A 15893-nucleotide genomic window follows, 5' to 3' on the forward strand; every position below is an offset into this window, starting at 1 on the left:
CGACTGGCCCGGGTCCGGGGGGCCGGGCGGCTGGCACTCGTAGTTTCAGGCCCAGCCCTTGCGCGCCGCGTGCCAGCCCAGCTGGATGCGGGTCTCGGCGCCGGCCCGTTGCATGAGGGCGTGGATGCGCCGCTGTACCGTGCGCAGGCTGGTGTCGAGCTGCCCGGCGATGGCCTGGTCGGTCAGGCCGGCCAGCAGCAGGGTCAGCACCCGCCGGTCGAGCGGTTCCAGCTCGGCGCCCTCGTCCGTCCACAGTGGATAGGCGTGCTCCCACAGGGATTCGAACAGGGCGATGAGCGCGTCGAGCAGGCCGCTCGGGTGGACCAGGAGCGATGCTGGTTCGGTGTGGCGGCCGGACAGCAGGGGCAGCATCGCCACCCGGCCGTCGGCGATGATCATCTTTACCGGGGTCCGGTCGACGACCCGGATCTGTTCGCCCTCGGCGATGCTCGCCGCGGCCAGCTGGACCAGGCCCGGCTCGGCCAGCGACGCGCGGTCGACGATGACGCGGTAGCGCACGCCCCGCCGCAGGCCGTCGTCGCCGGCCGAGTTGTCCTTGTGCGGTACCACGGCCAGGCCCGGCACGACGAGCGAGCGAACGTCATGCCGGGCGGCCAGCTGGACCTGGGCGAAGCGGTGCCGGACCGCGGCCACGTCGGTGAGCACCTCGACCACGCTGCCGGGGCCGGGGCCGGTGCGCGCGTGCTCCTCGGCCAGGGCCAGGAGCGCGAGCTCGGCGGCGTGCAGGTGGTCGCGCTGGCGGCGCAGCAGTGCGCCGAGCGCGATCGCGGGCGGCGCCGCGGTGAGCGTGCCGTGCGGGCCGGCGACGGCGAGGCCCCGCGCCACGAGCGCGTCGAGCAGCTCGGTGGCGCGGGGCACGCCGCTGCGGGCGGCGATGTCGTCGGGCGTGCCGCCGCCCGCGACCAGGCAGCGGTACAGCCGTTCCTCGTCGGGGTCGAGGCCCAGGACGCCGAGCATCCGACGATGGTAGGGGCTGTACCGCGCCCCGAACAGTGCCTCAGTCGCCGTGGTGGCGGTCGGGCAGCGCGTACGCCCGGATCACCTCCTGCTCGATGGTGTTGCCCCGGTCGTCGCGCGCGGTCGCCTTCAGCGACACGTAGGCGGCGCCGCGGGGCGGGTTGAAGCGGGCCACGCCGCGGTCGAGGGCGACCGGCTGCCAGTGCCCGCCGTCGTCGAACGAGACGGCGAACGTGACGGCGGTGACGGTACCGCCGCCGATGGCTCCCGGAAGATGACCGGCGCGGACGCCGACCGCGTTGCGGCCCCCTCGGGCCGTGCCCGACAGGTCCGTGTCGACGGTGTAGTCGAGCTGCATCAGGGGCAGCACGTCCATCCCGCCGGTGGGCGGCCGGGCCTTGACCGTCCAGCTGGTGTGGCTGCTGGTGCTCAAGGTGTACAGCGCGGGGTCCCGCGAGGCGCGCAGGTCGAGCGTGAACGTCTCCGGGCCGTCGGTGGCCGTGCTGATCGAGGCCGACGGCCACTCGGAGGTGGCGACCAGTTGCCCGTCCTCGCGGACCGTGAACGTGCGCTGGTCGGTGCCGTCCTGCATGTACCCGCCGTGGTCCACGCCGCTGTCCGTCCACGGCTGCACGTTGAACTCCGCGAAGCCGGGCTGCCGCTCGGACCACCAGAAGCCGGAACCGTTGCGCGGATGGGCGACCGGCGCGAACCAGTCGCTCGCCGTGCGGCTCCCGGCGGCGTAGGCGTGCAGCCCGGAGCGCGACTCCACGGCCAGGCCCGGCCCGGTGAGCGCGTCCTCGGCCCAGGTGGTGCCGGGCGGGGCGGACACGTAGTCGGTGCGGGTGCCCGGCATCGTGGCCGCCTGCAGGAAGCCGACCCCGAACTGCCGGTACGGCCGGTACGCCCACCGGTACTCGCCGCTGGGGGTGGCGGCGGTGCCGTAGAAGCGCATGTCGACCCGGGCCAGATCCTGGGCGCGCGGCCGGTAGGTCAGGTCGGCCGGGATGCGCCCGGCGTGCTGGTCGACGAGGTCGTACACGTACGGCGAGTCGGGCACGCCCTCGACCCGCAGCCGCCCGGGCAGCGTGGCGCCGGTCCGCGCGGTCACCGACACAACCGGGATCGGGCTCGTCGTACCGTCGTCGGCGCCGACCCACTCCAGGAGCTTGCCGGGCCCGTCGTTGACGACGATGAGGAGCCGGGCGCCCGCGGCGACGGCGTTCGCGGCCCGCTGCGACGGGCTCACGGTGTCGGAGCGGGTCACCACGACGGCCTTGCCGCGCACGTTGCGGCCCGCGTAGTCGGCCTCGGCGCCGAGGCCGGCCCGGACCACGTCGAGGTTGTCGCGGCCGTCGTAGAACGCCGAGCCGGGCTGGCCCAGGAAGGACAGGCCGTCGCCGAGGGCCAGCAGCGGGTACGCCTTGCGCCAGCGGGTCTCGTACTCGAACGCGCCGGCCGTGACCTTCCGGGTCGGCAGCACGAACGCCTCGTCGTACTGGGCGCCCAGCAGGATCTGCTCGTCGACGGTCGAGTCGCCGCCGTCGCTGCGGTACCAGTTGAGCTGGATGACCCGGTCCTCCGTGCGCGGCGAGCCGGGCAGCCGCGCGGTCACCTCCTTGGCCTGGCGGGCGTCGAGAGTGACGCTGCGGTCGCGGTCCAGCACGATCTCGGGGTCGCCCAGCAGCGCCACGGCCTGCGAGTCGGGCCCGTGGTCGCCGGTCACCGGGATGAGGGTCAGCGCGCTGTAGGTGCCCTTCAGCAGCCGGACGTCCAGGTCGCCGTCAACGGCGAACAGAAACGGGTCCACCTGGCCGAACGCCTGCACCTCCAGGTAGCCCTGGGCCGGGCGGCCGGACCGGTCGCGGACCGAGACGTGCAGGTTGTGCCGCTCGTCCTCGGTGTACAGGCCGAACTGGGTGCGCACGGCCCGGCCGGCGGCGGTGGCGACGACCTCACCGAGGTACCGCCGCGCCGTTTTGGCAAGGTTCGGTTTCGCGGTGACGGTGACGCTCGCCGTGCCGTGCGCCGGGACGGTGACCGTGCCGGCGGACAGTGTGAACATGCCCGCGGGCGCGGGGGTGCCGGCGTCGGCGGCCGGGTCGACGTCGTAGGGCCCGCCGGCGATCGCGGCGTGCTGCGCGAGGCTCAGCGTCACCGCCGCGTCGCCGTCGTTGCGGTAGGTGACGGTCCGCTCCACCGGCGCCGGGGCGTCGTGCGGCCAGCCGAAGAAGCCGAACCACAGCGACCCGGTCGCGGTGACCGAAGCGTCGACGCTCGCCGGCACGTCGACCCGCCCGGCGCCGACGGCGTAGGCGTCCAGGCCCGGCAGCGCCGTGCTGCTGGACATCAGCGCGTCCTTGAGCCGGGCACCGGACCAGTCCGGGTGCCGCTGGGCGAGGATCGCCGCGGCGCCGGCGACGTGCGGCGTGGCCATCGACGTGCCGGACATCGTGGTGTACCAGCCGTCGCTCGCGTTCCCGCCGGTCCGCGTCGCCTTGGCGGCCAGGATGTCCACGCCGGGCGCGGCGATGTCGGGCTTGAGTCCGTAGTCGCCGTAGCGGGGGCCGCGGCTGGAGAAGTACGCCAGCTGGTCGTCGCGGTCGACGGCGGCGACGGTCAGCGCCGCGTCGGCCACGCCGGGCGCGCCCATCGCCGCCTCCGCGCCGGTGTTGCCGGCCGCGACGACGAACAGGGTGCCGCTCTGTTCGCTGAGGCTGTTCAGCGCCGCGCTGACGGGGTCGCTGCCGTCGCTGGGCACCGAGTCGCCGAGGCTCATGCTGACGACCTTGGCGTGCTGCGCGACCGCCCACTCCATGCCGGCGATCACCCACGAGTCGGCGCCGCTGCCGTCGTCGCCGAGGACCTTCCCGGCGATGAGGTCCGCGCCGGGCGCCACGCCCCGCTCGGCCCCGCCCGACGCCGCGCCGCTGCCGCCGACGGTTGAGATGGTGTGCGTACCGTGGCCGTTGCCGTCGTCGGCGGTCTCGCCCGGCACGAAGCTCGCGGTCGCGCTGACCCGTCCGGCCAGGTCCGGGTGGCTCAGGTCGACGCCGGTGTCGAGCACGGCGACCTTCACGCCCGTGCCGGTCAGCCCGGCCGCCCACGCCTCGGGCGCCCCGATCTGCGCGGTGCTCTCGGCCAGGTCGGCCTTGACGGTACCGTCGAGCCAGACCTTGCCCTTCGTGTTCTGCCGCAGGCCTTCCCACGTCTGGCGGATCCGCTGCTTCGTGGCCCGCAGCGCCGAACCGTGCACGCTCGGCAGGTCGCGCACCTTCGCCGTGTTGGGCGGCGGCGCGGCCGTGGTCGCGATGAGCGGCAGGTCGGCCTGCTTCGCGTCGTCGTAGCCGCTGCGCACCAGCAGCGACACGTCGAAGAGGCGGCGGTCGAGCCGGTCCGCGGCGAGCAGGGGCAGCGCCTCGTCCGGCCAGACGTACAGATCCCCGCCGATGGTCTCGGTCCGCACGCCGCCGGGCGCGCGCGCCGGCCGCCGGACGTCGGCGATCTGCCGCCCGCCCCCGGCGTCGACGAGCCGCACGACGTCGCCGGTGATGAGCGTGACGGTGGTGCTGCGCCCGGCGGCCGGGTGCGCGGTCTGACCGGACGGGGGGCCGGCGGCGGCGGGCGTGACCGGTCCGGTCAGCAGCGCCGCGACGGCGAGCGTGGCGACCGCGGCACGGGGGAGGTGCCGGCGGTGGCCGACGTCGATGAACATGCACGGTGTCTACCGGCCGCGTACGCCCCGGAGGAACGCGTGCGCCGTGGCGGAAACCCGCCACGGCGCAGACCCGCCACCGCGTTGCGGCGGGGTTGAGCGCCGCGCGGCCTCAGCCGGCTCAAACCACAGCCTCGTTCCAGGCCGCCGCCACAATCGCCGCGCTTTGTTACCGGCTCCTCGGTACCACCCAGCCGATCGAACGCATGAACTCCAGCCGTTCCCAGGCCATGTCCTGGACCGGATAGAGGAGCAGGAGGCATCCGTCGGCGGGGCTGGAGGCGGTCCTCGCGCAGTCCTGGGCGCGATGCTGGTAGGAGGAGAACCCGTCCATATCCCGCATCACCGCGCCGTGGCACTGCGCGTACGCGAGCATCATCGTCAGGATGCCGAGGGCCGGCACCACCTGCGCGGTCCGGGTGACGACGCTCGGGCGGGCCTTGACCGGCACGGCGGTGGCCACGGCCATTGCCACCCCCGCACCTGCGGGGGCCGGCTCGGCGTCGGCGCCCGGCTCCGGCGCATCGGCTTGATCGGATGGAGCCGGTGTCCAGGCGAGCTGGGCCGCCTTGGTCGAGATCACCAGGATGGCCACGACAAACAGCAGCGAGATCGTGGTGTAGCGGCTGGAGAACGCCTGGTGGTACCCGTAGACCAGCCGGGCGGCTCCGGTGACGACGGCCGAGCCGATCGCGACCAGGCCGAGGCACAGCCACGGGACCAGGGTGACGAACTGCGAACGGTGCCGCAGGAGCACGTACCCGACGCTGACCATCAGCAGCAGCACCAGCCCGAGGGCCAGCACGTTCGAGCGGTGCTGGTCGAACGGGCCCATCAGCACGCGCGTCAGGTACACGGCGCCGTACCGGGCCAGTCCCACCGGCTGCGTCACGATCACGTGGAGGGGCGACTCGCCGCCCATGTCGAAGTAGTCCGTGTAGTAGAGCTTGATCTCGATCGCGGCGGCGGCGACCCACACCAGGGACCAGCGCCACAGCCGGCGGGCGAACGCGAAGAGCGGCAGGCCGGCGATCCAGACCAGCATTCCGCCGCCGAGGGAGAACGTGGCCAGGGTGGCGCCGAGCACCGCGACCAGGACCTGCTTCCACGGCTGCGCGGTCCGCCAGGAGCCCAGCGCCCAGACGGCCAGGACGATCCCGGCGACGCTCATGAACCACTCGATCTGCCAGCCCCACAGCCAGTTCTGCACCGCGGTCGGGGCGAAGACGATGACGCTGGTCAGGAACATGGCGGTGAACTGCCACCAGTGCAGTCCCCGCTCCCGCCCGGTGCCGTCCGGGCCGGTCATCGTGTGCCGGATCATCAGGGCGAGCAGGACGAAGGTCAGCGCCGCGACGAACAGGCTGAACGCCAGCTGGAGCCGGATGTCCCAGTTGCTGATCGACGCCAGCGCGAACATGACCAGGTTGGGCCACAGGATTCGATGCTCGTTGTGCTGGGCGTAGAAGGCCGCGAAGTCGAGCCGTCCGTCGTGCTGGGCCTTCACGATCCAGTAGAAGTCCCAGTCGTCATTGAACGGCACGTTGACCCACCGCCGGACCACGGCTTGGACCAGGTACACGAAGGGTGCCGCCACCACAAGGGACATGGCCGCAGGGGTCAGGCGTTTGGGCACGCCACAAGATACATGACGTGCCGCGGAAGTCAGCCTCTCCAGCCGATGCATCCGCATCGACGACGGGGGCCGCCGGCCACCTCAGTTCTGCCGGCGGCGGATCCACCAGAAGGAGAAGCCGACCAGGGCCGCGCCGAGGACGAGGAAGATCCCGGTCTCCACCCACTGCATGGGCCAGTAGTGGCTCGCCGGCTGGTACGAGACGGTCTGGTGCAGGTCGTACCGGGCGAGGCAGGTGCCGCTGTCGGCGAAGTCGGTCGTCACCTCGTCGGAGCCCAGGCCCGGGAAGCACTCGGGGTGCGCGGCCGCGGCGACCGCGTGACCGGAGGAGTCCTCGATCGGCGGGGCGTCGGTCACCCACGTGCCCGGCGGGACGGGCAGGTTGAGGAGGGCGATGTCCGCCGTGTCGTTGCGGAAGTCGATGCCCTGGGCCCGGCTCACGAGGTCCTGGTTGATCGGGTAGCTGACGGTGGTCGGCGGCAGCAGGTGCGGCCGGACGACGGCCGGGAAGAAGATCTGGATGACGACGAACGCCGCGAGGGTGACGGCCATGGCCGGGATGGTCCGGCGCAGCAATAGGCCCGCGGTGGTACCGAGGGCAAAGGCGAACGCGGCGTAGCCGAGCGGGACGATGCCACGCGACGCGAAGGTCATCGCCGCCCACCGGCCCCCGTTGAGCTCGTCCAGCGGCCCGGCCCACCACGTCAGCAGCCAGCTGAAGACCCCGGCGGTCGCGACCGCGGCGGCGCCGACGACGGCGACCTTGACCGCGAGCCAGCGGGTGCGGGTGACGGTCTGGCCCCAGGCGAGCTGGTGGGTACCGGTCTCCAGCTCCCGGCCGACCAGGGGCGCGCCCCAGAACAGGCCGAGGAGGGCCGGTACCGCGACCACGAGGAGCTGCAGGAGCTCGAACATGGGCTCGTAACCGCGCTGCAGGTGGGAGAACTGGGCCCCCAGCGCCCGCGCGGCCGGGGTGGTGCCGTCGCAGGCGTGCAGGGGGGCGCACGCGGCCAGGTCCGCGGCGTAGGTGTGGTGCATCCGCAGCCCGGTGATCAGGAAGCCGATCGCGGCCGCGGCGACCAGGGCCGCGCCGGTGAGGGCCGGGGCCCGGAACTGCCGCCAGGTCACCCAGATCATCGTGCTGCTCCCGTCGGTTGCGACCGCTCCATGTACGTCAGCACGAGGTCCTCCAGCTCGAGGTGTTCGGCGGACCAGTCCCCGGCGGGTAGCTCGCGCTCACTGCGTACGACGAACCGCGACTGCCGGTCCGTGTGCTCCGCCGAGATGACCTCGACCCCGGCCGGCAGCTCGGACGCCTCGCGCCGCGAGCACACGATCCGGTGGTGCTGCGCGAGCAGGTCGTCGGTCTCGCCGGCGAGCTGGACGCGGGAGGAGACCAGCACGACCAGGTAGTCGCAGACGCGCTCGAGGTCGGAGACCAGGTGCGAGGAGAGGATGACGCTGGTGCCGTGCTCGGCGACCGACTCCATCAGGTGGCGCAGGAAACCGCGGCGGGCCAACGGGTCCAGGCTCGCGACCGGCTCGTCGAGGATGAGCAGCTCGGGCCGCTTGGCCACCGCGACGGTCAGGGCCAGCTGGGCGCGCTGCCCGCCGGAGAGCTTGCCCGCCTTCTGCTTCAGGTTGAGGCCGAGCTGCTCGACGCGGTCCTGGGCGAGCCTCGCGTCCCAGCCCGGGTTCATCTTGGCGCCGAACTTCAGGTGGTCGGCGACGGACAGGCCCGGGTAGGTGGGGGTGTCCTGGGCGACGTACCCGACCCGGGCCAGCTGCGCCGTGCCGCCGGTGGGCTGTTCGCCCAGCACCTCGATCCGCCCCGTGGTCGGCGCGAGCATGCCGCAGGCGATCTTCAGCAGCGTGGTCTTGCCCGCGCCGTTGGGCCCGACGAGACCGACCACGTGCCCCGGCGGGAGCTCGAGGGTACAGTCGGCCAGCGCCTGGCGCTGACGGTAGCGCTTGCCCAGCGCATGGGCTTGCAGGATCGCGTTCATGTCTCCTCTTCGGCGCTCTCGCGCAGGGTGTTCTGGAACATCGCCTCGATGCCCGGCTCGGTCAGCCCGGCCGCGCGGGCCTTGTCCATCCAGGCGCGCAGCTCCTGCTGCAGCGGGCCGTGCTCGGTGAGCGATGCGTGGCCGAGCGATCGGGTGATGAAGGTGCCGACGCCGGGCTTGGCCGCGGCCAGGCCCTGGTGCTCGAGCTCGCGGTACGCCTTGCTCACGGTGTTCGGGTTGATCGCCACCTTCGCGACCACTTCCTTGACCGTGGGCAGCTGGTCGCCCTCGGTGAGCAGCCCCAGGAGCAGCGCCTGCCGCACCTGCCGGACGAGCTGCAGGTAGGGGGCGATCCCCGAGCGCGCGTCGAGGTGGAAGTCGATCACCCGTAATCCTGTTCCACTAGGTTACTAGTGAAATCAGGATGGACGGGGGCGGGGGCGTGTGTCAAGCCGGCTTACGCGAGCAGGTGAGCCATGAGCGCGCCGATGCGGCCGTAGGCGACGGCGCCGGTCACGCCGCTGGCCGCGGCCAGCAGGGGCTCGCGGCTCGTCTCGTCGCCCAGGGCGGCCGCGAGGCGTGCGCCGCGGCCCAGCGGGAAGAACAGGCTGACGTTCGCGCCGACGCGGGTCGCCATCGCCCACAGCTCGCGGGCGGCGGTGTCGTCGCCGCGGAAGGCGGCGAGCTCGGCGCCGCCCATCGCCCACGCTCCGAGCAGCGGGCGGTCGTGGGCGGCGAGGACTTCGGCGCGGCAGCGGCGCAGGGCGTCGGTGGCGCGTGCGTCGGTGTCCGCGTTCGCGCCGCTTGTGTTGGGCGCGTCGGCGTCCGCGGTCGCGCCGCTTGTGTTGCGCGCGTCGGTGGCGTGCGCGTCGGCGTCGGTGTCCGCGGTCGCGCCGCTTGTGTTGGGCGCGTCGGCGTCTGCGGTCGGCCCCTGCCTCGGGCGGGCGTCGGCGACCCACAGGTGGATGACGGCGGCCGCGACCCGGAGCACGGTTCGGGGCAGCGCCGGGTCGGCCGCGCCCACGCCCGCGGTCGCTCGCAGCAGCGCGTCGGCCCGGGCCAGCGCCTCGTCGTACCGGCCGCGTTGCCAGGCCAGCTGGGCCAGGCCGAGCCCGGCCTGGCAGGCGTCGACCTCGTCGAGCGGTTCCGCGCCGGCGATCGACAGCAGCCGGCGTTCGGCCTCGGTGTCGCCCGCGAGGGCCAGCTGGGTGTCGCGCAGCACCCGGGCCCAGCGGGCGTCCTCGGCCGCGCCGACCAGTTCCAGGTGCCGCTGGCTGCGCCGCAGCCACTCGTCGGTGCGCGGGTCGGGGCCGGCGCTCGTCGCGTGCCCGGCGGCCTGGGCGGCCATCCCCATCGCCCAGTGGTCGCCGACGGCCTCGAAGCGGCGGTAGGCCTGCTCGGCGTCGCCGGCCGCGTCCAGGCGGGGGCCGGTGTTCTCGATGAGGACGGCGCGGATGAAGTGACCCATGCCCTGCACGTACGGGTCGGGGTGGCCGATGAGGGCCGCGGCGTCGGCCAGGCTCTTGTCGGGGTCCGCCTGCTCCAGCCCCGGCAGCGTCGACGCCAGCGCGGCGGTGCGGGGTGAGATGTCGCCGGGGCGCTCGGCGAGCACGACGCGCAGGGCGCGGCGGGTCAGCGCGCTGAGCCGCAGCGGGCCGGTGTTGCCGGCGTTGACGCCGATCAGCACACACAGCCATGCGAGCCGGTCGGCGTGCGGCAGCGGACGCCCGGCGGCCGCGCCGTGCCGGATCGCCGAGCGCCGCCGTGCGGCCGGGTCGTCGAGGTGCAGCAGGGAGCGCGCCCAGGCGCTGGCCTCGAGGTGCTGGCCGCGCACCGTCCACAGGTGGAACAGGGCATGGGCGATGTCGACCGCGGCCGGTTCGTCGTCGTGCTCCAACGCCCATCGCAGGGCGGCCACCAGGTTGTCCTGGTCGGCCGCGCAGCCTTGCAGCGCCTCGATCTGCGCGGGGCCGATGAGGTCGGCGGCCAGCGCCACGGCCCGCCGCACGCCCCACCCGGCGAGCCCGGCCAAGGCGTCCTCGCGGCCGCCGGCGGCGTCGAGCCGGGCCTCGCCGTACTCGCGGACCGTCTCCAGCATCCGGTACCGGTCCCCTTCGAGGCGCAGCAGGGACTGCTCGGCCAGGATCGCCAGCCCCCGCGGTACACCGGAAGCGTCCGTAACGGCGAGGGCGAGCTCCGTGGTGAACGGGGCCGGGATGACGGCCAGCCGCTCCAGCAGGTCCCGCTCGGCGGGCTCGAGCAGCTCGCGGCTCCAGTCGACCATCGCCCACAGGCTGGTGTGCCGGTCGGGCAGTCCGCGCAGCGCGTCGTCGAGCAGCGCGAACCGGTCGCCGAGCCCCGCCAGTACGTCCTCGATCGGCATGTGCCGCAGCCGGGCCGCGGCCAGTTCGAGGGCGAGCGGCAGGTTGTCGAGCCGGTGGCAGAGGGCCAGCGCCCGGTCGCGCCGCCAGGCCGGCGTCGCGCCCCCGGCCCGTACCCGGGCGTCGAGGAGGGCGAGCGCCTCGTCGTCGGGCAGCGCGGGCAGCCGGTGGACGACCTCCCCGATCAGGCCCAGCGGCGCCCGGCTGGTGGCGAGCACCCCGAACTCGGGCGGCGCCGCGGCCAGCAGGTCGGCCACGACGGCCGCGGCGGCGTCGAGGACGTGTTCGCAGTTGTCGAGCACGAGGAGCCCGTCGAGATCGCCGGGCCCGCGGGGGTCGGGCAGGACCGCGAGGACGGCGGGCCGTACCTCGGCGGGGGAGCGCAGGCCGGCCAGCTCGACGACGCGCACGGGCCGGGACCCGCCGACGGTGCGGGCGATCTCGGCGGCGAGCCGGGTCTTGCCGGCCCCGCCGGTCGCGACGACGGTCACCAGCGGCGCCGCGAGCAGCGCCCGGCGGACGGCGGCGAGATCGGTGTCGCGGCCCACCAGCGGGGTCATGGCCCGGCGCCAGGCGGCCGGGAGGTGCGGCCGTGCGGGCGTCAGCCTGCCGCGCAGCAGCGCCAGGTGCGCCTCGGCGAGCGCGGGCGACGGGTCGGCCCCGTACCGCTCGGCCAGCTCCGCGCGCACCCGCTCGACCAGGTCGAGGGCCTCGGCGTCGCGCCCCTGGGCCGCGAGCACCCGCACGAGTACCGCGGCGGCCGGCTCGTCGGGCGGCACCCGGGCGGCCAGCCGGCGCAGGTCCGCCTCCTCGAACGGGCCGCCGGCGGCCAGTGCGGCCTCGGCCCGCAGCGTCACGACGTCGCCGAAGAGCCGGGCGGTGCCGCCGTCGTCCAGCTCCGGTACGTCCGGGAACAGCGCCCGCGCCTCGTCGGCCCAACCCTGCGCCCGGGCCGCGTCGCCCTCCGCCAGCGCCCGCCGTCCCCGGTCGGCCAGCCCGCGGGCCGTGACGGCGTCGATCTGCACCTCGTCGGCCGGGATGCGGTACCCGCCGGGCGCGGTGAGCACCGGCAGGCCGAGCCGCCGCACCCGGCCGACCAGGGCCTGCACCGCGCCGGCGGCGTCGTCGGGCGGTTCGCCGAGCCAGACCGCGGCCACCAGCGGACCGGTCGAGACGGCGCGGCCCCGGGCCTCGAGGAGCTCGCGGATCACGGCGGCGAGCCGGTCGCCCCGCACGGGGCGGCCGTCCACCGCGAGGGGGCCGAGCGTCGTGATCCGCACGCTCCCATCATCGCAGCAGGCTGATCAGGTTCCGGGCGGCGTCGTCGCCCAGGAGCACGGCGTTCATGGCGACGCCCTCGGCGGCGGCCGCGGCGCTGCGGGCGAACATCGCCTCCTCGTACGCCGCGAGCGCCGCCTCGGAGCCCGCGGCGATGGCCGCGCCGAGCTCGGCCCCGTCGAGCATGGCCAGGTTGGCCCCCTCGCCGTTCGGCGGCTGCACGTGGGCGGCGTCGCCGAGCAGGGTCACCCCCGCCTGCCGCTCCCACCGGTGGTCGACCGGCAGCCCGAAGTGGGGCCGGTGGACGGGGGCCGTGTCGCTCGCCGTGATCAGCGCGGTCAGCTCGGGGGCCCAGCCGTCGACCTCCTGCGCGATCCGGGCGGTCGCCGCGGCGGGATCGGTGAAGTCGATGGCGGCGAACCATTCCAGCGGCCGGGCCAGCCACAGGTACGCGTGCAGGTTCCCGTCGCTCTCCCGGTGCACCAGGAACAGCTTGCCGCTCGCGGCCTGGTCGAACCCGAACAGCGACCCGCCGCCGACCGCCTTCGCCGTGGCCGGATGGCGGTTGTCGCCGTCGAACAGGAAGGTCTCGATCGCCGAGCCGCCACCGTACTGCGGCACGGCGTCGCTGAGCAGGGGCCGCACCCGGGACCAGGTTCCGTCCGCGCCGACGAGCATGGCCGTGACGACGGACGTGCCGTCGGCGAAGTGCACCTCGTGGCGCCCTTCGCTGGGAGCGTTCACGGCGAGTCCCGGGTCACCGGGAGCGTTCACGGCGGCGCCGCTGTCGCTGGGAGCGTTCACGGCGATGACCTTGTGGCCCCAGCGGACGGTACCGGCCGGAAGCGAGTCGAGCAGCAGCCCGCGCAGCGCGGCCCGCTGGACCTCGGGGCTGTCACCGGAGCCGTCGTCGGGCTTGTCGTACAACACCGTGCCGTCCCGGTCGACGACACGGTACGACTCACGGCCGTGCAGCACAAGGCGGTGGAACTGTGCCGTCAGTCCGGCCGCGGCGAGCGCGACCTGGCCGTTGTAGTCATGGATGTCGAGCATGCCGCCCTGGGCGCGGGACGTGGGGGAGGCCTCGGCCTCGTACACGGTGGCGGGAATGCCGTGCAGGTGCAGGACGCGGGCCAGAGTGAGGCCGCCGAGCCCGGCGCCGACGATCGTGACTGGTGTGTTCATGCGGGAACCGTGCACGGTCCGGCCGACACGGTGGCGACACGGCACCGACACGTGGTCGGCGGGGCCGTGCATGCATCGTCCAAGGATGGTCGGGGTGCGGCCAGACACGCCGGGAAAGTCGGCGCCGACCGACGTGTCGGCACCCTCGATATCGATCATCACTGCGTCAACCTCGGGTTGACGTCACACATGCGTCAACCTATGGTTGACGCATGACGCCCACCGAACCCGTCACCAACGCGATCCGGCTCGACGACCTGATCGAGGCCATCAAGAAGACCCACCCCGCCGTCCTCGACCAGCTCTCCGACGCCGTGCTCACCGCCGACCACCTCGGCGACGTGGCCGACCACCTCATCGGCCACTTCGTGGACCAGGCCCGCCGCTCCGGCGCCTCGTGGACGGAGATCGGCCGCAGCATGGGCGTCACCAAGCAGGCGGCCCAGAAGCGGTTCGTGGCCAAGGGTGAGGACGCCGCCCAGCAGTTCAGCCGGTACACCGACCGGGCCCGCAAGGTCGTCGTGGCGTCCCAGGAGGAGGCCCGCACCCGGGGCAGCGACCACATCGGCGTCGGGCACCTGATCCTCGGCCTGGCGGCGGACCCGGCCGCGCTCGGCGCGCGGGCCATCGTCGCGCAGGGCGTGTCGCTCGACGCCGTCCGGCAGGCGGCGACCGCGACGCTGCCGCCGGCCGCCGAGTCCCTGCCCGCGCTCATCCCGTTCGACGCTCAGGCGAAGAAGGCGCTGGAGCTGACGTTCCGGGAGGCGCTGCGGCTGAGCCACCAGCACGTGGGCACCGAACACATCCTGCTCGGGCTGCTGGAGCTCGAGGACGGTACCGGCATCCTCACCGCCCTCGGCCTCGACAAGGCCACCGCCGAGGCGTCGATCGGCGCCGCCCTGGCGTAGGTGCGATGCCGCTGCAGCGCCGTTACAGCGGAACTGCAGTGGTATCGAACATCGTCTCTCTGTCGAAGGGAGACGACATGAACAACCCCGGTCCCCGGCGCGCACGGCGTGTGCTCGCGTCGACGACCGCCCTGGTGGTGGCGAGCCTCGCCGCCGTCGTGGTGCAGTTCACGATCGATGCCCAGCCGGCCGCCGCGGCCAGCAGCATCGGTGGCACGATCACCCGCTCCGAGGTGATCAGCCGGGCCACCAATTGGTACAACCGCCGCAACGACTCGGACCTGACGTACGACCAGGGACTCAAGACCTGGGACGGCACGCACTCGCGCGAATACCGCCGGGACTGCTCCGGCTACGTGGACATGGCCTGGCACCTGGGCTCGGACCCGAACACGACAGGCCTCATGGACTCCGACGTCACCGTCGCCATCAGCCGGAGCCAGCTCCTGCCCGGCGACATCCTCGACGACGTGGTGCGCCACTCGGACGAGTCGTCGGACCACGTCGTCATCTTCGGCGGCTGGGAGGACGCGGCGAAGACGCACTTCTGGATCTACAGCTTCGGCGGCACCCCGATCGTGAAGTACACCGGAAAGTCCTTCAGCGACGACACGATCGGCAGCCACCCGATGTCGGACTACGTCGCGCGCCGGTACAAGAAGATCGTCGACGACACCCCGGAAGTGCAGGTGCAGCCGGGGCGGCAGCTCGCCGATCTCAACGGTGACGGTCTGCCGGAGCTGATCGGTCGCAAGGCTGATGGGAGCCTGCATGCGTATCCGCACAAGGCGGGTGTGACGTCGGTGGCGGGGACGGCGTGGGACAACCCGATCCAGATCGGTTCGGGGTGGAACATCTTCAACCAGTTCCTGTTCGCGGATCTGGACAATGACGGCCTGCCAGAGATCGTGGCGGTGAATCCGACCGGGAACGGCATCCTGATGGTGTACCCGCACAAGCACGGGGTGACCGCGATCGCGGGCACCTCCTGGGACGCCCCGTATCAGATCGGGTCGGGGTGGAACGTCTACGACCAGGTGTTCGTGGCTGACCTCAACCACGACGGACTGCCGGAGCTGCTGGGCCGGACCACCGCCGGGAACGGGCTGCTGATGGCCTACCCGCACAAGGCCGGGGTGACCGCGATCCAGGGCACCTCCTGGGACCCGGCGGTGCAGATCGGGTCCGGGTGGGACATCTACGCCACCATCGCCCTGGCTGACCTCAACCGTGACGGGTACCCGGAGCTGCTCGGTGTCACCACCGCCGGGAACGGGCTGCTGAAGGCCTACCCGCACAAGGCGAACACCCCCGCCATCGCCGGCACCTCCTGGGACGCGGCGCTGCAGATCGGATCGGGCTGGAACATCTACGACGCCGTCCTCTACGGCGATCTGACCAACGACGGCCTGCCCGAAATCATCGGCCGGACCACCGCCGGCAACGGCCTGCTCAAGGCCTACCCCCACAAGAGCGGGGTCACCGCCATCGACGGCACCTCCTGGGACCCCGCCGTCCAGATCGGCTCCGGCTGGAACGTCTTCACCCTCCTCGACTGACCACACGACCAGACTGACCACACGAACAGCCAGCCGGGTCCCGCGCCACACCGGCGCGGGACCCGCGCGCTGCCGGGACCTGCGCCGTCAGAGGGTCAGGCATCTGTTCCTTCTCGACCCACCATGTGGGCAGCCCGCAACGAACGGTCCAGGTCAGCGGCCGGCGTGGTTTCGGCGTACTGGAACACGAATCCCGCCCCGGCGGTGAGCGTCGACCAGGACCTCGGCCCGCTCGCCGCGGTTTGGA

At 73.5% G+C, this 15893-nt stretch carries 10 protein-coding genes; 2 read left to right on the forward strand and 8 right to left on the reverse strand.

The features are described from left to right. Positions 1–45: 45 nt before the first annotated feature. From ACPPVO_RS21270 to ACPPVO_RS21305, 8 genes are all read right to left on the reverse strand, one after another. A complete protein-coding gene (locus ACPPVO_RS21270) occupies positions 46–978 on the reverse strand; it encodes a transcriptional regulator TrmB (RefSeq protein ID WP_426512949.1) in 933 nt (310 codons plus the stop codon). A gap of 40 nt (positions 979–1018) precedes the next feature. After that, positions 1019–4693: a S8 family serine peptidase gene (locus ACPPVO_RS21275; RefSeq protein ID WP_426512950.1), complete on the reverse strand. Its 3675-nt coding sequence runs from the start codon at positions 4691–4693 to the stop codon at positions 1019–1021. Positions 4694–4862: 169 nt separating this feature from the next. After that, positions 4863–6302, reverse strand: a complete 1440-nt coding sequence (locus tag ACPPVO_RS21280) for a hypothetical protein (RefSeq protein WP_426512951.1) — start codon at positions 6300–6302, stop codon at positions 4863–4865. 108 nt (positions 6303–6410) lie between these two features. Next, a complete protein-coding gene (locus ACPPVO_RS21285) occupies positions 6411–7457 on the reverse strand; it encodes an ABC transporter permease subunit (protein WP_426512952.1) in 1047 nt (348 codons plus the stop codon). A gap of 5 nt (positions 7458–7462) precedes the next feature. Next, the gene (locus ACPPVO_RS21290; protein WP_426512953.1) at positions 7463–8335 is read right to left on the reverse strand and encodes an ABC transporter ATP-binding protein; all 873 of its coding nucleotides are present in this window, start codon (positions 8333–8335) and stop codon (positions 7463–7465) included. After that, the gene (locus ACPPVO_RS21295; protein ID WP_426512954.1) at positions 8332–8721 is read right to left on the reverse strand and encodes a GntR family transcriptional regulator; all 390 of its coding nucleotides are present in this window, start codon (positions 8719–8721) and stop codon (positions 8332–8334) included. The genes ACPPVO_RS21290 and ACPPVO_RS21295 overlap by 4 nt, the downstream gene beginning before the upstream one ends. Positions 8722–8792: 71 nt before the next feature. Then, on the reverse strand, positions 8793–11996 hold the full coding sequence (locus ACPPVO_RS21300; protein ID WP_426512955.1) for a BTAD domain-containing putative transcriptional regulator: 3204 nt from the start codon (positions 11994–11996) through the stop codon (positions 8793–8795). A 7-nt stretch (positions 11997–12003) separates the two neighbouring features. Further along, positions 12004–13179, reverse strand: a complete 1176-nt coding sequence (locus tag ACPPVO_RS21305) for an FAD-dependent oxidoreductase (RefSeq protein WP_426512956.1) — start codon at positions 13177–13179, stop codon at positions 12004–12006. A 212-nt stretch (positions 13180–13391) separates the two neighbouring features. On the opposite strand from ACPPVO_RS21305, the gene ACPPVO_RS21310 reads away from it, so the two are divergent. After that, entirely contained in the window at positions 13392–14087 is a 696-nt protein-coding gene (locus tag ACPPVO_RS21310; RefSeq protein WP_426512957.1) for a Clp protease N-terminal domain-containing protein, read from the forward strand. Positions 14088–14164: 77 nt separating this feature from the next. Beyond that, the gene (locus tag ACPPVO_RS21315) at positions 14165–15646 is read left to right on the forward strand and encodes an FG-GAP repeat domain-containing protein (protein ID WP_426512958.1); all 1482 of its coding nucleotides are present in this window, start codon (positions 14165–14167) and stop codon (positions 15644–15646) included. The last annotated feature ends 247 nt before the right edge of the window (positions 15647–15893 follow it).

The organism is Dactylosporangium sp. McL0621, assembly GCF_049995355.1.
Lineage (GTDB): Bacteria > Actinomycetota > Actinomycetes > Mycobacteriales > Micromonosporaceae > Dactylosporangium.